Source organism: Cognaticolwellia aestuarii (assembly GCF_002000025.1).
In the GTDB taxonomy this organism is placed as follows: domain Bacteria; phylum Pseudomonadota; class Gammaproteobacteria; order Enterobacterales; family Alteromonadaceae; genus Cognaticolwellia; species Cognaticolwellia aestuarii.
On the sequence record NZ_MUZV01000004.1, the window covers coordinates 338,234 to 356,129 of the forward strand.

15 protein-coding genes are annotated in these 17,896 nt (G+C 38.1%); 3 read left to right on the plus strand and 12 right to left on the minus strand.

Annotated elements, in window-relative coordinates:
- Positions 1–376 precede the first annotated feature (376 nt).
- The 3 genes from B0169_RS08470 to nhaA all read right to left on the minus strand — a co-directional run bounded on the left by B0169_RS08470 (position 377) and on the right by nhaA (position 3,889).
- Positions 377–2,011 (minus strand): methyl-accepting chemotaxis protein, encoded by a 1,635-nt coding sequence (locus B0169_RS08470; protein ID WP_077285517.1) that lies wholly within the window; start codon positions 2,009–2,011, stop codon positions 377–379.
- Positions 2,012–2,229: 218 nt separating this feature from the next.
- Complete coding sequence (locus B0169_RS08475) at positions 2,230–2,691, minus strand: Rap1a/Tai family immunity protein (RefSeq protein WP_077285518.1); 462 nt, start codon at positions 2,689–2,691, stop codon at positions 2,230–2,232.
- Positions 2,663–3,889 carry a Na+/H+ antiporter NhaA gene (nhaA, locus tag B0169_RS08480; protein WP_077285519.1) on the minus strand — a complete coding sequence of 409 codons (1,227 nt, stop codon included), beginning with the start codon at positions 3,887–3,889 and terminating at the stop codon, positions 2,663–2,665. The genes B0169_RS08475 and nhaA overlap by 29 nt, the downstream gene beginning before the upstream one ends.
- Positions 3,890–4,041: 152 nt before the next feature.
- Between nhaA and nhaR the strand changes: the two genes are divergently transcribed.
- A complete protein-coding gene (gene nhaR / locus B0169_RS08485) occupies positions 4,042–4,950 on the plus strand; it encodes a transcriptional activator NhaR (RefSeq protein ID WP_077285520.1) in 909 nt (302 codons plus the stop codon).
- Positions 4,951–5,148: 198 nt separating this feature from the next.
- Here nhaR and B0169_RS08490 read toward each other — a convergent pair whose 3' ends face one another.
- From B0169_RS08490 to B0169_RS08515, 6 genes are all read right to left on the minus strand, one after another.
- The gene (locus tag B0169_RS08490) at positions 5,149–5,910 is read right to left on the minus strand and encodes a metal ABC transporter permease (RefSeq protein WP_077285521.1); all 762 of its coding nucleotides are present in this window, start codon (positions 5,908–5,910) and stop codon (positions 5,149–5,151) included.
- A gap of 22 nt (positions 5,911–5,932) precedes the next feature.
- A complete protein-coding gene (locus tag B0169_RS08495; protein WP_077285522.1) occupies positions 5,933–6,847 on the minus strand; it encodes a metal ABC transporter solute-binding protein, Zn/Mn family in 915 nt (304 codons plus the stop codon).
- Positions 6,831–8,084, minus strand: a complete 1,254-nt coding sequence (locus tag B0169_RS08500; RefSeq protein ID WP_412842118.1) for a hypothetical protein — start codon at positions 8,082–8,084, stop codon at positions 6,831–6,833. The genes B0169_RS08495 and B0169_RS08500 overlap by 17 nt, the downstream gene beginning before the upstream one ends.
- A gap of 97 nt (positions 8,085–8,181) precedes the next feature.
- Complete coding sequence (locus tag B0169_RS08505; protein WP_235838527.1) at positions 8,182–8,472, minus strand: ABC-type zinc uptake system zinc chaperone; 291 nt, start codon at positions 8,470–8,472, stop codon at positions 8,182–8,184.
- 197 nt (positions 8,473–8,669) lie between these two features.
- Complete coding sequence (locus B0169_RS08510; RefSeq protein WP_077285524.1) at positions 8,670–9,794, minus strand: dipeptidase; 1,125 nt, start codon at positions 9,792–9,794, stop codon at positions 8,670–8,672.
- Positions 9,795–9,839: 45 nt separating this feature from the next.
- Complete coding sequence (locus B0169_RS08515) at positions 9,840–11,483, minus strand: amidohydrolase family protein (RefSeq protein WP_077285525.1); 1,644 nt, start codon at positions 11,481–11,483, stop codon at positions 9,840–9,842.
- A gap of 115 nt (positions 11,484–11,598) precedes the next feature.
- Between B0169_RS08515 and B0169_RS08520 the strand changes: the two genes are divergently transcribed.
- Positions 11,599–12,498 (plus strand): LysR family transcriptional regulator, encoded by a 900-nt coding sequence (locus tag B0169_RS08520; RefSeq protein WP_077285526.1) that lies wholly within the window; start codon positions 11,599–11,601, stop codon positions 12,496–12,498.
- Positions 12,499–12,653: 155 nt separating this feature from the next.
- Here the strand turns inward: B0169_RS08520 and djlA are convergent, their stop codons facing one another.
- The 3 genes from djlA to B0169_RS08535 form a co-directional block, all read right to left on the minus strand.
- The gene (gene djlA / locus B0169_RS08525; RefSeq protein ID WP_077285527.1) at positions 12,654–13,463 is read right to left on the minus strand and encodes a co-chaperone DjlA; all 810 of its coding nucleotides are present in this window, start codon (positions 13,461–13,463) and stop codon (positions 12,654–12,656) included.
- 35 nt (positions 13,464–13,498) lie between these two features.
- Entirely contained in the window at positions 13,499–14,212 is a 714-nt protein-coding gene (murU, locus tag B0169_RS08530; RefSeq protein WP_077285528.1) for an N-acetylmuramate alpha-1-phosphate uridylyltransferase MurU, read from the minus strand.
- A 63-nt stretch (positions 14,213–14,275) separates the two neighbouring features.
- Positions 14,276–15,277 (minus strand): aminoglycoside phosphotransferase family protein, encoded by a 1,002-nt coding sequence (locus B0169_RS08535; RefSeq protein ID WP_077285529.1) that lies wholly within the window; start codon positions 15,275–15,277, stop codon positions 14,276–14,278.
- 332 nt (positions 15,278–15,609) lie between these two features.
- On the opposite strand from B0169_RS08535, the gene lptD reads away from it, so the two are divergent.
- Positions 15,610–17,889 carry an LPS assembly protein LptD gene (gene lptD, locus B0169_RS08540; protein WP_077285530.1) on the plus strand — a complete coding sequence of 760 codons (2,280 nt, stop codon included), beginning with the start codon at positions 15,610–15,612 and terminating at the stop codon, positions 17,887–17,889.
- The last annotated feature ends 7 nt before the right edge of the window (positions 17,890–17,896 follow it).

A 17,896-nucleotide genomic window follows, 5' to 3' on the forward strand; every position in this document is an offset into this window, starting at 1 on the left:
TGTTGTTTTTTTTTGCGGCTCCCGAAAGATTTGAGCAAAAAATTTAAGCCGTGTTATTACTTTCGACAAGTCAATAACTATGCTTCTAAAGCAATAGCTGGTCTGAATCGTTTTTCTTCAGCTGAAATACTGCAAATTGAAGTAGCATGACTAGAGAATATATCGGCAAAATTCTAGCGAAAACTATCCATAAAAAAAGCCACTAAATAAAGTGGCTTATTACTTAAATAGTTAACTGGTTATCGAAAAATAATAACCTTTTACAATAGAATAAAACCTTTACAAATCAGAGCATATAAGGCGATTACAATTCACTATTTATCTTAACAACTCGGCTAATACCTCGAGTCTTTGCCTTAATAGTTTGAGCGATAAATTAAATTTTAAAGCTGCTCACAATTTTTGACATGTTATGGCTACTTGATTTTAACTCTAAGCTTGCTCCGGTAAGGTTATCGGATGTTGATAACGATTCATCGGCCATATTCGCTAAATCATTAATACGTAAGTTAACCTCATCCGCGGCTTGGGTTTGTTGCTCAGTCGCTCGTGCTATCTGCGTATTCATATCAGAGATTAGCGCCATTAATTTATCAATTTCAGATAAAGCGTTATCGGCTTCACTTGTTTGCTCTGCTGTTTGGCTTGAAATTTCTTGGCTAACTTTTACCGCATCTACTGCCTTTTGTGCGCCCGCTTGTAGTTTTTGTATCATTTGCTGAATTTCATTGGTGCTTTGCTCAGTTCTGTTAGCAAGCGTTCTTACTTCGTCAGCAACAACAGCAAAGCCGCGGCCTTGTTCACCTGCTCTGGCTGCCTCTATCGCAGCATTTAGCGCCAATAAGTTAGTTTGTTCAGCAATACCACGAATAACATCAAGTACTGAACCAATATTGTTACTTTCATCCGCTAAACTAGCAACAACTTGGGAAACGCTGTCGATATTAGTAGATAAAGAATCCATTTGAATAATGGTATTTGAAATAATATCTTTACCCTGTGAAGTATTATTTCTAGCATCATTTGCTGCAGTTTCAGCAGCTTTAGCATTGTTACTAACATCTCGAATTTGCGAGGTCATTTGCTCCATTGCCGTAGCAACTTGGCTGATAATATCATTTTGGTTTTGTGTCAATATCTGCGCACTTTCACTGGAGTCGGCTACTGATTGAGCATGATTTAAAACTACTTCTGAGTTCTCAGCGACCTCTTTTAGGGAGTCACGCATTTTCTTAGTAAATTGATTAAAATAGTGCGCTAATCGAGAAACTTCATCACGAGCCTTATTATCCAGAGAACGTGTTAAATCACCTTCCCCTTGGGCAATATCTTTCATTAAATTAGATGCATCGTGCGTTGGAATAATAATACTCTTGCCAATAAAATAACCGAGTAAAGTGATCAAGATAATTAAAATCAACGCAAAGGCAATTAGGGTATTTCTTTGTGTGGCAAAAATATCGTCAATATCATCAATGTATGTGCCAGAACCGATAATCCACTGCCAAGGTGTAAAACCTTTAACGAAAGAGATTTTATCAACCGGATTATCAACGCCAGGTTTAGGCCACTTATATGGAACAAAACCTTCACCATTTTTTTCCACAATATTTAACATATCAATAAACAGTGCGGTGCCATCAGGGTCTTTAATACCGCCAACATTTTGCCCCTCAAGTGCAGGCTTAACCGGGTGCATTAACATCGTCGGACTAAAATCATTTATCCAAAAGTAATTTCCTTGATCATATTTAAGTGATTTAATCACCGCGATAGCATTGTTTTGGGCTTCATCTTGGCTCAATGCACCACTGACTTGCTGCTGATAAAAGTGCTCTACAACGCTAAATGCAACCTCTACCACCTGCTGATTAGCACTATGCTTTTGCTGTAATAGCGACTTATGTGCCTGTGTTAAACTCACCCAACTTAAGATGACAAACCCAACTAACACTAATGTTAACAGAATGAAAAAACGTCTTTGAATGGTATAATTTCTTAAAAATGTCATAAGATAGCCCCAACATACTCATTAATATTAATGAGTTTAGTCTAAATTTATACTATGACGTTTTTTTCAATACAAGCTAGACTTTGGTCAAATCAACTTAGCTTGATTACCATCAATTAAACTAAACATAACGGGGTACCTATTAAACAAGCTTTAAGTCATTATTCAACGTAATTGCGCTAAATCGTTAAAACAAAACTCCCCTAAAACCAAGCGTTTTATTTAGCACAAGGAAAGTCAGCAATAAGCGTTTCGAATAGCACTTCTTTTAAAGACTTATCAGCTAATTGTTTAATATCCATAGATTTTGCGATAACGGACACCACAACTTTTCGGTCATATTCACGAGGAATACAAAACTGATAATCTTTATGGTTACTTAAAAATGCCAAATCACTAACCCGTGTTTGATAAGCCCTTTTTAAATAGGCACTTTGCTCACTTGCTTGGCTTTCAATCATAGCCTTTGGCTGGATAACCGCATCTTCTGTTAGTAGCGATGAGTCTATAAAACCATCGATATATAACTTACATGCGTTAATTTCACTTTTATCATGCCCTGACTGATAGGCACTACAAGATGCAATGATATCAGCTTTAAAATCAGCGAATACTTGCACTGATGTTAGTAGGAGTCCTACAAGGATCATTTTATGCATTAGATTTTTCAAACTTTTCATGATTATCTCCTATACGGTTAATTAATTTTTTTGATGACTTATGTAATAAGTAAGCACCGGATACTGCTGAAATAAACGAGCCAAATAACACACCAACTTTAACCTGTGTCTGATAAGCAAGTCCTTGCTCTTCAAACGCTAAAGAACCAATAAATAAACTCATGGTGAAACCAACACCACACAATAAACACACGCCATACAGCTGTATCCATGTTGCATCTTTAGGTAATTGGCAAAGCTTTAATTTCACAGCGATAAAACAAGTAATAAAAATACCGAGCTGCTTGCCAATAAATAAACCGCCAATGATACCCACTGAAATTGGTGTAATTAGCTCATCCATTGTCACATTAGTTAAGCCAACACCGGCGTTTGCAAAAGCAAATAGTGGTAACACAAAGAAGGCAATCCAAGGATGTAAGCTATGCTCAATTTGGTATGACATGGAACGTGATTTGTCACGTGCAATAGGGATAAACCAAGCAACAGCAAAACCAGCTAAAGTGGCATGAACACCTGACTTTAATACCGCAGCCCAAACAATAATCGAGACCAAAATAAAGGGCGTTTTATTTTCCAGTTCTAAACGGTTAAAAATAAACAGAACGACAAGACCGATGGAAGCAACAATTAGTGAGTTTGTCGCCAATTCCTGCGAGTAGAAAATAGCAATGATGATCACCGCACCAATATCATCGATAATAGCCACCGATAACAAAAATAACTTCAGACTAGGTGGGAGATATTTTCCAAATAAAATAAAAGTACCCAGAGCAAAAGCAATATCAGTTGCTGAAGGGATCGCCCAGCCATTCATTGCTATGGCATCTTGGTAATTAAAAGCAGCATAAATTAGGGCGGGAAAAGCGATTCCGCCCATCGCTGCTAAGAAAGGTAACACCACCTGATTTGGCTGAGAAAGCTGGCCATGAAGCAATTCTCGTTTGATTTCTAGACCGACCACGAAAAAAAACAATGCCATTAGGCCATCATTAACCCACAGTACCAATGGTTTATTAATTTCAAACTGACCTAATGTAATACTGACTGGAAACTCTAAAAATGCATTATAGCTAGTACTAAAATAGCTATTGGCCATGAGCAAGGCAAATACGGCAGCAAGCACCAAAATAATACCTGAACTGGCATCAGTTTGTATAAATTGCTTCCATTGTTTGATGAGTTTATTTTCCGACATAGCAACCTCCTTAAACGCATACAAGAAGTTATAGCCAAACTAAAAAAACAATAAAAGTCGTATAAATTTGCCTTATTAGCAACTTTAAGTTGATAATAATTATTACCGTTGGCTTATAACAATGTCAAAAAAACCTAAATTAGGGGGTAACAATGGCTAAGCTAAATTATCATCATTTACAATATTTCCATGCTATCGCTACACATGGCAGCATAGCGAAAGCCTCTAAAAATATGCACATTACGCCACAAACATTAAGTGCGCAGCTCAGCTTATTAGAGAGCCAGCTCGGCTATAGTTTATTCGAACGAAAAGGCAAAAGGTTGGTACTCAATGATATGGGGCATATCACACTGAGTTATGCCCAAGAGATCTTTAACTTAGGTGATGAATTACTACATTCTCTGAAAAATCATTCCACTAACTTTGCCTTCAGGTTTTCAATCGGAGTTACCGATGTTATCGCTAAAGTGTTTTCATTTAATTTTTTGAAAACAATTTATGCGATGGACAACTCTATTAAACTCGTTTGTAAAGAAACTAACTTAGAAGTGCTATTAGGAGAGCTAGCCACTAACAAATTGGATGCGGTATTAAGTGATACTCCATTGCCTGTAGGCTCACCTTTAAAGGCTTATAGTCACTTGATCGGTAAATGTGGCTTAAGCTTTTTTGCTCATCAAGACTTAGCTGATAAATTACGGGACAACTTTCCTCAGTCATTAGATAATAAACCTTTCTTTACCGCTGGTGAAGGCTCTAATCAGCACTTGAGCGTTCATTCGTGGTTCGAACAAATTAACATTTCACCGTTAATTATTGGCGAATTTGATGACTCAGTATTAGCGACATATTTTGGCCAAGCAGGCTATGGTGTGTTTTGCGCGCCAACGATTATTGAGCAACATATTATTGAACAATTTGGCGTTAAATTAATTAAGAGCACCAAAGATATTACCGAGCACTACTATTTAATTACCCCTGAACGTAAAGTAAAACACCCTGCTGTACAACATTTATTAGAAGAGGGTAAAAAGCTGTTTAAGCAAAAAGTCATCTGATCGGTGCTTGAGCGCAGCACCATAATACTGACAAGTTTTGCTATATCGTTACCCACAACTTAAAAACAGCTTTCGACAAAAACAGATAAAAATAACCTTAAAACAAGCATTAAAAAAGGAGCAATAACTGCTCCTTTTATTCTTTAACCATATCACTGGTCTTAACGGTAATTATGCACTACAACAGCTCTAAATAGTTTAGCTTACCACGCGTTTTTTACTGACTAACCTAAACAAAATAGCACTTAACGCTAGTGTGGCAACAATCGCTGCACCACTTGGTAGGTCGAGGCTGGCAGATAAATACAAGCCCAGTAAGTAGCCAATCAACCCCACGGCATATGCCCAAAGTAATGTATATTTACCTTTGAGCTTGTTAATAGCTAGTGCAGGTAAAATTAAACTACTAAAAACAAGATACACACCCACCAGTTCAACTGACAGTGTGATCACCAATGCAAACAAGAGATAAAAGGCCGCACCATTTAGTATTTTCGGCTTAACAAAGATCAACGCCAAAATTGCGCTATAAACGCATGCAGGTAGCAACAACTGCTGCCAACTTACCCAAAGAATTTGCCCTGACATCAATTGCTTCAGTAGTTCAGCACCATGCGGATCATTGGATAACAACAACATCGCTGTAACCGCCGATAGCACGTAAAAGCAACCTATCATCGCTTCTAACTCTTCAGCCATATGCTTAGCTAGCCAAGCAATAATACCTGCACCTGCTAAAGCAAATAAGGCTGGCATCCAAACATGAGCATAGGCAAGTTCAGCAATGTCGTGATCCATATGAACCACCATGGCACCTAAAGCCGCAATTTGTGCAATGGCTAGATCGATGAAAATAATGCCACGTTTTAGTACTTGTTTACCCAATACGACATGCGTTGACAGTACTAAAATTCCAGCAGCAAATGCCGGTAGCAAAATAGTAAGTAGTTCATAATCCATGGTTAGTTACCTATCACAATACTCATAGCTTTTTCGCACTGTACTCTTGCGATAACAAATCAAACACATTGTCATATAAGCTAAATAAGTCATTACTTTGCTCATTACCACCAACAGAAAGTGGTAAAACAATCACGGGAAGATTAGACTTTTCGGCTAACCAATTTGCACCACGTTTATCTTGATAAGAAGCAATAACGATAGCGGTAATATCACTATTATTAGCTTGTTTTAATAAGCCAGCAAGGTGTCCACTCGTTGGTGGTAAGCCCGGCTTAGGCTCTAAATCTGCCACTTGCTCAATACCCGAAAAGTCGAATAAATAACGAAAACTTGAATGGTAAGCAATCACTTTCATGCCCGATAGTTTACTGGCGGCTTCTTGCCATTTAGCACTGGCTAATGTCCAACGACTGCTAAAGCGTTCAAGTTGCTGCTGATAATCACGACTATTGTCACTATCAAGCTGAATTAACTTTTCAGTAAGCGCTTTCGCAATGGCCAATATGCGCGGTGGCGAAAAATGCAAATGCGGATTACCTTGGCTATGCACGTCGCCCATGCTGCGATCAACATTGCTCATTTTATCCAATGTTTCAACATGATCGGCAGCAAAAAACAAACCTAAGTCGGTATTTCGCACTTTTGCATTAGCCGCTTTCATTTGCAGCATAGGTAACCAGCCAACCTCTAACTCTGCACCAGCACAAACCACTAGATCAGCTTGGCGCATTTTAGCGATCAAACTGGGGCGAGCTTGTACTTGATGCGGATCTTGCATTGCTGTTGTGGCCGAATATATTCGCGCATCAGGTGCAAGTTCTTTTGCTAATGCTGCATACTCGGGTTCACAAGTAAATATATTGAATTGTGCAAATGCATTACTACTTAGCGTAAAAAGTACGCCACTTATTATAAGCTTAAAATTGATGCGCACCGTGAGCCCCCAGAGACATAACGTATTGTAGAGTAATAACATTGTCATTTTCTGCTTGCTCAAAACCAACGTTACTTTGATGGCTAAATTCTAAACGTACAGTAGAAAAATGACTATTATGCCAAGCTAAACTCAGCTCAGTTTCTTTCAGTTCTTGTTGATCAAAGTGCTCTTCATGTTGCAATTGGCTGTCTAGTTCACCATAACGTAAGCCTGCCGACCAGTTTGGTGAAAACTGATAAACACCACTCACATACCAAGCTTCATGATAATCTTTCGCGTGCCCTTCATCATGATGCTCTTCTTCATGTTCGTGCTCTTCTTCATGTTCGTCATGAAGTTCAGGAAGCATAAAATCACTGACTCTAAAATATTCCGCACTTAAAGTTAAATGTTGGTATTTGTAGTTACCATTAGGCGCCCATTTAAATACAAAGTCGGCTGCATAAGTATTTTTACCTGTATAGCTAGCTGAGTGCGCATGATCATGTTCATCTTCTGCATGCTCTTCTTCTTCATGCTCATCTTCATCATGATCTTCAGCTGTAAGCTGACCATTTTCATTACGTAAATAGCTAAAACCTAACTGCCATGAGCTCTCAACGCCAATATCACCACCTATTTTAGTAAAGGCAGTATAAACACCAGTGCTATCAAAGTCTCGTTCGCCATGTTCATCTGCAGCGCGTAAGCTGTCACCAGAAAAAACCTCCGCTCCCATCAACCAATAAGTATCTGTTGGTGCAATATAGCTAACACGTAAACCATCATCAAAGTAATGCCCGCCTAAAAAAGCTCGGTAAGCACTCGGTCTGCTGGTAAATGAGTCTGTGTGAGAATGCTGATTATTTAAATAACCAATATCTGATAAAAATCGTCCGCCACGAACGGTAAAACCATTAGGTAATGCCATGGTTTGTATAAACGCTTCTTCAAGATGAACTTCGCTTTCGCCATCATGCGACTCGAACACACTCGTAAACTTACCGTAAAACATATCATCGATATTGGCACTTAATGCAAGTTCGGTTTCACCTAAACCAAAGCCTTCAGCTCGTTCGGTCATTAAACGATCTTCACTTTGATAATAGCCATCTAAAATAACACTAACATTAGGATTTGAAAGCGTAGGCATTGAATTTTGTGCCTGTGACAGCATTGGAACTAAAGCAGTAATAGCTAAGGCCGCGCTTACTTTTGCAGACAAGCGATTAGGAAAAAAATGAAAGTTGTTCATGTAATAAATCTCTAAAATAAATTGAATATAAGTGCGCATTCCAAAAACAAACAAGAGAATTGGATGCGTAAAGTTACAAATTGTTAATTAATATCTATTAAAGAGAAACTGGGGGGGCGCGACTAAGGTAAGTAACACTATGAATAAGTGCTAATGTCGATTGAACAGTAAGCGTTGCATCATACTGCTGGACAATAAGTTCAGGATTGGCATCTTGCTGCGGTAGTACTTGATCAAGTTGATGCTGGTGAAAGCACAAAGTACAGTGCGTTTTAGCACCTTCATCGAAATGTTCAACACTGTGCGCAGAAACAGCCACAGACATGACTAACAATATAGCACTGAGCCATATTGCGATAAGTCGCCTGTTAGTTACTGATATATACATTTCTGCTATCCAATGAGTGAATGAATCAAAATCGGCATTAGTGTACGCGACTTGTAACTCATCTTGCAAGATGAGTTACAAGTCATTTAACACATTAAAATGTCTTTTGAACGCAATTAACTATTATTAACATTAACACTGATCTTAAGGTGAATAATGCTTAGGTATTTAAAGCAGCCACCATATCAAATACTCATTTACCAAACCGCTCTATAAAGCTGTAATAAGTTTAAACCAAGAATTTTTTCTATTTGGCTGCCCCGATAGCCGCGCTTTGATAAGTGCCAAGCAATTAACTCCATACGCTTTTCAGAGTTAAGTTCAGCGATAAAGGGTGGACGATTAGGGGTTTCTCCTGGTGCCGAAATACCTGCAGCAATTCGGCGCTTCACTTCTTGTCGAATGGCTTCTCGATATGCGGGGCCATCGTTAACGGGCACAACCCCTTGGTCACTACCAATAGAAATGTGATCTTCACCACAGAGGTTAACGGCGTAGTCAATATGCCGTAATAACGCTTCAGCTTTTAGCTCGCTATCACCGCCTTCTAAAAATGGCATTAAATATATTCCAACAACACCACCTTTATCTGCTACTGCTTTTAATTCCGCGTCATCATTATTTCGGGGATGACGATAAACACCGTTACACCCGGTATGAGAAATTGTCAGCGGTCGAGTAGACTCTTTTATTGCTTGCGCTACTGTTTTTTGTCCAGCATGCGAAAGGTCAATTAGCACCTTATTCTTTTCCATACGTTTTAAAGCTTCTTGCCCTAAAACTGTCAACCCTTTATCATTTTTTACTAAACCTCCACTGCCAAACTGCGATGCTCCGTTATAGCTCAACTGCATATAACGTACGCCATTCCTTGCAAAGAAATCTATCTGGTTAAGATCATCAGCAAACATTTCTGTGGACTGAAAGCCCATGATAATGCCTATTTGCTGTTGCTCTTTTGCTAATAGCACATCGCTCGCTTTAGTCACTAAACGAAAATGACTGGGATAGCGTTTAATCAAGGCAAGTGTCGATTCTATTTTAGATAACGTTGTAGCGTGGTCATCACCCGGTGAAGGTATTGTTGCATTTAATGCGCTAATACCTGATTGTTTGAATATGGCTAGAACATTGTTGTCAAAGCTTTCAATGCCATAATCAAATGCTGCGCTTAATCCATCAATAACAACACTGTTGCTATAAGGTAGCCAACGCATATCGCTTTTTAATACTGGCAAAGTATTTGCTGCATTCACGCCATTGGGCAATATAAAGCCTAAAGAAACACCTGTGCTTAATTTCAAAAATTGCCGCTTGTCCATAATAAATCCTTAATTTGTTCCTAATGACTGAAAGTTGCTTGACAACTAAAGCTCAGCAATACACTCAACTTCAACTTTTGCATTTAACGCTAAACCCGCGGCTGCATAAGCACTACGTGCAGGTGGAGTTTCAAAAAAAGGTAGGTAGGCGTTATTGGCCGCTTGCCAGTCATTAATATCAGCCAACATCAGCGTACATTTCGCTATATCTCGATAATTGAGGTCATAGCTTTGTAAAACACTACCGATGTTCTTCATCGCTTGTTGCATTTGGCTGCTCACATCAGAACCTACTAAGGTTTTAGTACTAGGAAAGTTGCCTATTTGCCCTGACATCCAGAGCATACCACCGGCTTTTTTTGCACTTACAAAAGGTAAGCTTTTATCATCACCTATATGAACAAATTGACCATTTTTAATTACATGAGCAATATCGGTAACGTTTTCAATATTTTCACTTGGGTTATCATTAAGGATGACTAAATTAGCCACTTTGCCCGCACGAATAGCACCATGGCTTTGCTCAATGCCAATCACTTTAGCGCTATTAATGGTTGCTGCTTGAATTGCTTCAAGTGGTGTCATGCCAACATCATTAACTAATAATTGCATTTCATGTTGCACTAAAGGATAAGCTGATTGGTAATAGTCACTGGTGCCATCGGTGCCCGCCGAAATTTTAATACCATTAGCATGAGCCATACGAGTAAAGGTTTTACCCCATTGATACATCAACTCTCCCCTTTCACCACGAGCAACTTTTTGTTTTTCAAAAACAGTTAAAGTAGCATCTAAAATGGTTTGATTTTTTTTCATATCATCAAATAAATTTTGATAGCTATCTAGCTGAAATGATTCTGCTTTTTGTTTTTCTGTGATGTGTTTATTTTCTCGGCGTAATTGATAGAAATTGTCAACAACATGAGCTGAAAGATCTGGAGCATGAGAGATAGTTTCAACACCGGCATTAACCAACTGCTGTGGTCTTGCAGGGCCTACAAAAGCATGCGACCAAACTTTTAAACCATGCTTTTTCGCTGCGGCTGCTAATTTTGGAATAACATTAGCTGGCACTTTAGCGTAGATTTTAATGCCGGTGGCACCTGCACCTGATGCTTTGAGCATAATTTCATCAAACGGGCTATCCTCATCAACCGCTCTCATCCAATTTACTTGCCCTGGAATTTCCCCTTTAGCTGATTCAACGGTACGCGGATCTGAAAAAAATTCATCGCCACCAATAATCACAGAGTAATAAATATCAGGTGATTGAATAACATCATTATCCGCTCGACGTTTTAATGAATATAAAGCCCGAGTATCTCCCCCCATATCTCTTACTGAAGTCACACCACCTTGTAAAAGCTTGCGTAGTCGCATACGCGTAACTTGATCGTTATCGCCACTATCAGGAGATGTTGCATGATGAACATGGGTATCAATTAAACCAGGGATAAGATATTTGTCAGTCATATCAAGTACAACTACATCTTTGCTTAATCGTTGTTTATTTGTCGCTGTAATAGATTTAATGCTGTCATTCTCGATTACAACAGTCTGATTATTATCAATTTTTAATCCTTCGACATCAACAATATTGATATTTTTTAAAGCAAAAGTTTGCGCAAAAACGGGCAATGCGAATGACATAGATATTGTTAATAGTGATATGCGTTTGAAAGGAGTCATCAGTTTTTCGTTAATAAAGCGTAAATGTGATTTTATATTGCCTTGATTAAGTTTTGTTTGGAAGTGACTAAAAGTTTATAGTGTATTTACATATAGTTTATAAAGAACAAGGTTTATGAATAAAATTGAAGCAATGAAAGCCTTTTGTTTCACCGCAGACTATCTAAACTTTTCTCAAGCAGCGAAAGAAATGAATATATCGGCAACTATGGTTAGCCGGTATGTTAAACAACTTGAACAAGAGCTGGGTTGCTTATTACTTAAACGTAATACCCGTAAGGTTTTTTTAACAGAAGCAGGGATGCAATACCGCAATCACGTTAAGCCTATTCTTAAAAAACTGGCATTAATTGATGACCAAATGACTCAGTTTAAAAGTGATCCTAGTGGCGAATTAAATATCTCAACAACTGCTGAGTTTGGCGGACAGTACTTAGCCCCTCTTATCGCACTTTATCGAGCAAAATATCCACAAGTAAAACTCAATATACGTATGGATAATGCCCCTATTGATTTATTCGATGATAAAACTGATTTGGCATTTAGGGTAGCCCCAAGCTTAACTAGTGCAAGTTATATAGCACAGAAAGTTTGTCAATCTCGCTTATCTTTGTGGGCAAGTCCAGATTACCTAGAGCAATTTGGTTCACCTTCTTGCCTAGCTGACTTACATCAACACCAGTTGCTATTTTTTGCCCATAGCTTACGAAAAGAGCAATGGCTTTTTATAGAAGACGGTGTTCGCAAGTTAGTAAAATATAATTGGGCTTGGAGTTCAAATAGTGGCAAGTTACTTAATGAAGCGGCGGCTGAAGGACAAGGCATAATTCAAGCCCCCAGCTATTCTGTAGCACGCTATCTGCAAAATAAAAGTCTTATTGAAGTTTTACCTCAGTACGCGCTTAATAATTTACAGATTTCTGCGATGTATCCACATAGATATGAGTTATCAACCAGAGTTAAGACTTTTGTAGAGTTAGCCAAAAGCTACTTTGTTGAGCACCCTATTCCTTAATAACTGTGGCAAAATAAAAGTGCTATAAGTGACCCGTTAAAATTCATTCATTCATTCATGAAATTGAAATACTAGCAAAGTGCCATTTAAACCAAATACATTAAATTTAAATGGCTACGCAAGTCGTTATAACAATATTTGCTTAATAGATAGAATTATTTGTTTTGCGCTGAGATCAGTTCATAAGCCGCCTGAATGTCTTGCGCTTTTTGCTTGGCCATTTCCATCATTTCAGGCGGTAAACCTTTGGCAACCAATTTGTCGGGATGATGTTGTGACATCAGTTTGCGATAAGCTTTTTTAATATCACTGGCTGAATCTTGCTCAGTAACACCCAATACTTTATAAGCATTAGCGAGTTGTTGTCCTGATTGTGCGAAGCTATTATTGCCACCAGCTTGTCCATGCTGATGAAAATTGGCGCCAGCGATAATCATTTCCAATAATTTATCTAACTCTTTTGCAGAATAACCAAGACCATTAGCAATTTGATGCAAAGCTTCACGTTCATCTTTATCAAGATTTCCGTCAGCAAAAGCGACCTGTATTTGAATTTCTAAAAACAACAGTAACAGGTCTTGTCGATTGGCCACTGCTGATTTCAATTTAGCTAACCGTTCAGCGAGTGGAAACCCTGTAGTTTTACCATCTCTAAATGCTTCTTGGGCTTGTTGGCGAAGTTCACCTCTAAGGCCTAACTTATCCATATAAGCAGTAGCAAAAGCTATTTCGTGTTGGGTAACCTGCCCATTTGCTTTGGCAATATAGCCCATCACCGAAAAGGTACTATAGAAGAATGCCGCTTGGCGATCAGTTTCACTTTTTGCGCCACCTAAGCTGCTAAAGTCTAACCCGATACCTTTATCAAAACGATGACCAATCCATGCACCTAACAATGCACCAATAATATTCTTACTCAGCATAAAACCAAATAAGAAACCTAAAACTTTACCCCAAATTCGCATGTTAAAACTCGATAATTAATTAACTGTAAAACGGTTTAAATAGTATTTAGCTTAGCTAAACGTTCTGGTGTGCCAACATCAGTCCAATCCGAGTGCATAACATTCGCAGAGACTTGTTGCTGATCGGCTGCAGCCCTTAACATTGGCGCGAGTGGCTTAACTGCCTCTTGCGACATAACATTGTCGTATTTAGTTGCACTATGTTGCTTAAAAAATTGCTTAAAAAAACTTTTTCGATACAGCGCAATACCACTAAAAGTATAGGTATTTTGTTTATTACCCTTAGGGTTCACAAGTACGCCATTTTCAAGTTGAAAATCGCCATTAGGGTTATGCTCTGGATTCGTTACTAGCATTAAATGTGCACTATACTCTGGTGCTAATACGGGTAAATGTGCAAATTGTAAGTCACAATAAATATCACCATTAATCACCAAAAACACTTCATCATCTTGCTCAGCTAGCAACGGTAAAGCCTTAATAATTCCACCTGCCGTTTCTAAGGCTACAACTTCTTCACTGTAGCTAATATTCGCATCAAAACGTTCACCACGGCCCAAATGAGCAATTAATTGCTCACCAAGCCAAGCATGGTTAATCACGATATCTCGTATGCCTGCTGCCACTAAGTTTCTAATATGATGTTCAATAAGCGCAACACCTCTAACCTTTAGTAAAGGCTTAGGGCAGCTATCCGTTAATGGTCGCATACGTTCGCCACGCCCTGCTGCCAATATCATTGCTTTCATGAAAAATACCTCACTCCCCTTAAAGACTAACTAACAACCGAAGCGCACAAAAAAGTTGAGCCATTAGCTTAACTTTTGCAGTGCCGGCATAACACGATCCGTGACTAAATCATGAAGAAACTTAAGCTTATCATATTGACGACTAACATCTGCGATGTAGGTCAAGGTCAGTGGAATATCAGCTAAATATCCCGACTTATTATCTCTGTGATGCAAACGAGCAAAAATACCACTGGCTTTTATATGGCGTTGTAAACCGGTTAAATCAAACCAATATTGCCATTTTTCTTGAGTAAAATTTTCGCTAGGTAGGTGATTTTGCACCTGCTGCCGATATTCTTCGACCAGTGGTGCCAATAATTCATTAGGCCATCGAACATAACAATCTCGAAGGAGTGACACTAAATCATAAATTATCGGCCCTTGCACCGCGTCTTGAAAGTCAATAACCCCTAATGTTCCATCATTAAGTAACATTATATTTCGGCTATGATAATCGCGATGCATAAAAACTTTAGGTTGCTGAGAAATAGCAGAAACCAACAAGTCAAAACACGCATGCAATCGACTTTTTTCATCGGCAGTCAAATATATAGCTAAATGTTGCTCTAACAACCAGTCATTAAATATTGCGAGTTCAGTATAGATAAAGTCGTCATCATATAATGGCAAGCTCGCGACTGTTTGTTCGCCACAAGCCAGCATTTTTGTTAGCTCGGTTATTGCATCACGGTAATATTGCTCCATATTGTCCTGGCAAAGTTTCTCTGCCAATAAGCAATCGCCAAAATCACTCAGACAAAGAAAACCTTGCTCGAGATCTGCGGCAATAATTTCTGGTACCTTGATACCCGCTTGCAGCAAGGCTTTTTGCACACTAATAAAAGCGTGATTGTTTGATAGTTTTACCGGTGCATCAACGCCAATATAGGATTGCTCTTGATATTGAAAACGAAAATAACGTCGAAAGCCCGCGTCACCTGTTAGTGCTACTAAGCTAATGCTTTGTAAAGGAAAATGATTAGCTAACCACTGGTGTAACGCTTTAGTTCTTATTAGGTTCAATGAGTGATTTCTCTCAAGTAGTACGGATTATAATTATCAAGCCACGAAAATATTCAGTGCCAACTACTCACTAAAACTAAAAAAAGATGAAGCTTATTAGCACTTCAGATAAATAAAGACACAATCCACTTGGTTATTCACCATGAGTTTTTCACCTTAAATCATTTAATAAGGTCAATTTAATTAGTGCGATATTTTGCTGCTCAAAGTTGTTTGAGTATAACTAATTAGCAGGCTAATGAAAATTGCTATATTATTATTGCCTTTAGCGGTAAAATGCCGCTCTGAATCTAGGCTTTTGTATTTTTTAAAGTTAATTATCCGGACCATAAATGCGTTTTTCCTTAAACAAAATATCCCTTGTCTTCTTGTTGCCTTGTACATTTACCAGCAACGCGCAAAATACTGAAATAAATACAAATAGTGTTAGCCTATGCCCAATTCCAACTTACGACAATATTGCCGATAAAACAGGAAAGTCTGCCAACGAAAACTTTACTATTTTATCGTCAACGTCGAGTATTAAAAAAGGTGAATATGCCAATTTCACAGGCGGTGTTACCTTACTGAACCAAGATAAATCAGTTGTAGCTAACGAATTATCAGTTAATCGCACAAATTCCACAGTTAATGCCAATGGCGATATTCATTTTCAAAATAAAGGCATCGATATTTTTGCTGATTCACTTAATATTAACCAATTACAGAAAACCACGTCTCTGACTGCAACTTCTTATCAACTTAATGATTCTCCCGGACATGGTAGCGCAGAAAAAATTAATATTAACGGCAACGGTAAAACCTTAAGTTTTATCGACTCAAGTTTCACCACATGTTACGGACCGGTGCCTGACTGGCAAATGCGTGCGAGTGAAATTACCATTTCATCTGATGAGAAATCGTTAGAAGCCTACAATGCCCGTTTTAGTCTTTTCGACATACCGGTTTTATATGTGCCCTACTTAACAATGCCTATAGGTACTGATCGACAGTCTGGCTTTTTATATCCAACAATTAGCTCTTCTAATAGTTCAGGTATAGAAATAGAAACGCCATATTATGTCAATATTGCCGAAAATATGGATGCCACAATAACTCCTCGTTATATGTCAGACAGAGGCACACAACTGATAACAGAGTTTAGATACTTAGAAGGGTTACAATCTGGACAAGTTGATATTGAGTACCTTAATAAAGATAAAAAGCTCATTAATAATGATGACTCTCGCTATTTAGCACGATTTCAGCATATCGGTACTTTTTCAGAGCGCTTTAGAGCCCACGTTGATTACACGACAATTAGTGATGATAACTATCTCGTAGATTTAGGTAGCAGCCAATTTAACTCTAATGATTCTTACCTCTATCAAGTAGGCGAAATTTCCTACTTTGCTGATAATTGGCAAACTACGTTGAAATTACAAGATTTCGAAGTACTTGGTAATCACCAGCGTAGTTATAAAACATTACCGCAAATAGAAATAAGCCGTCAGCAAAAGCTCGATAATTTTGATGGTATTCTTGACATATATTCAGAATTATCAAGTTTTGACACCGCTGATAAAACTCAACCAACAGCTCAAAGATACCATGTTGAGGCCGGTTTATTATATCCGATAGCAAGCCCTGCTTGGTTTCTCAATTCTGAAGTCAAAGTACTTCAAACTAATTACCATCAAAAAAATATCAATGATGATAGTCCGTTAGAAAAAAATGTTAGCCGTACATTACCTAAAATACGTTTTCATGGTGGCGTAAATTTCGATCGAAATTTAACCCTGTTTAATAAGGGTTATAGCCAAACCTTAGAGCCACAATTGCAATACCTTTATATTCCCGAAAAAGATCAGAACAATATTGGTATTTATGATACGACAAATTTACAGGATGACTATAACGGCTTATTTCGTGACCGCCGCTTTAGTGGTATTGACCGTATAGCACAAGCCAATCAAATATCTTGGGGGGTAACAAGTCGTATTTTAACCGAAGAAAATAATGAAGTGTTGCGCTTTAGTTTAGGTCGCATTGTTTATTTTAACGAAAGTAACTTTAATAGCAGTGAACAAGATACCGTTGTTGATAAGTCTGCACTTGCGGCCGATATTTTTCTACATTTGAGTCGTAATTGGCAGTTTAGCTCTGATATTCAATATAATACCGATTTAGGTGTCACGAATAAAAGTCAAACATCATTAGATTATTTATTTGCAAATAATCAAACAATTCAATTGAACCATCGATATACTCGCGATGTCTCAGGAGAGTCATTAGAGCAAATGTCGTTAGCAACAAATGTTAAGATTGCCAGCCGTTGGCAGTTTGTTGGTCGATTTACCCAAGATCTAAAAGGAAAGCGCAGTATCGAAAGTTACGCTGGTCTCGAATATAGTAGCTGTTGTTGGGGGATTCGTTTTACCTACCATCGTAATATTAATTCAAAGATTGACGATGCGCTTAACATAAATGAAAATCGAGATGCATTTGATAGCAGTTTTAACGTTCAATTTGTATATAATGGTATAAATAACAACAAATCATCCAACAGTGTTGGAGATATGTTTAATTCAAGTATATTTGGCTATAAACGCCCTTACTTCCTCAATAACTAATAAAAGA

Coding starts and splice junctions, on each gene's coding strand:
- B0169_RS08470 (WP_077285517.1), bottom strand. CDS start 2,011: ATGACATTTTTAAGAAATTATACCATTCAAAGACGTTTTTTCATTCTG.
- B0169_RS08475 (WP_077285518.1), bottom strand. CDS start 2,691: ATGAAAAGTTTGAAAAATCTAATGCATAAAATGATCCTTGTAGGACTC.
- nhaA (WP_077285519.1), bottom strand. CDS start 3,889: ATGTCGGAAAATAAACTCATCAAACAATGGAAGCAATTTATACAAACT.
- nhaR (WP_077285520.1), top strand. CDS start 4,042: ATGGCTAAGCTAAATTATCATCATTTACAATATTTCCATGCTATCGCT.
- B0169_RS08490 (WP_077285521.1), bottom strand. CDS start 5,910: ATGGATTATGAACTACTTACTATTTTGCTACCGGCATTTGCTGCTGGA.
- B0169_RS08500 (WP_412842118.1), bottom strand. CDS start 8,084: ATGAACAACTTTCATTTTTTTCCTAATCGCTTGTCTGCAAAAGTAAGC.
- B0169_RS08505 (WP_235838527.1), bottom strand. CDS start 8,472: ATGTATATATCAGTAACTAACAGGCGACTTATCGCAATATGGCTCAGT.
- B0169_RS08510 (WP_077285524.1), bottom strand. CDS start 9,794: ATGGACAAGCGGCAATTTTTGAAATTAAGCACAGGTGTTTCTTTAGGC.
- B0169_RS08515 (WP_077285525.1), bottom strand. CDS start 11,483: ATGACTCCTTTCAAACGCATATCACTATTAACAATATCTATGTCATTC.
- B0169_RS08520 (WP_077285526.1), top strand. CDS start 11,599: ATGAATAAAATTGAAGCAATGAAAGCCTTTTGTTTCACCGCAGACTAT.
- djlA (WP_077285527.1), bottom strand. CDS start 13,463: ATGCGAATTTGGGGTAAAGTTTTAGGTTTCTTATTTGGTTTTATGCTG.
- murU (WP_077285528.1), bottom strand. CDS start 14,212: ATGAAAGCAATGATATTGGCAGCAGGGCGTGGCGAACGTATGCGACCA.
- lptD (WP_077285530.1), top strand. CDS start 15,610: ATGCGTTTTTCCTTAAACAAAATATCCCTTGTCTTCTTGTTGCCTTGT.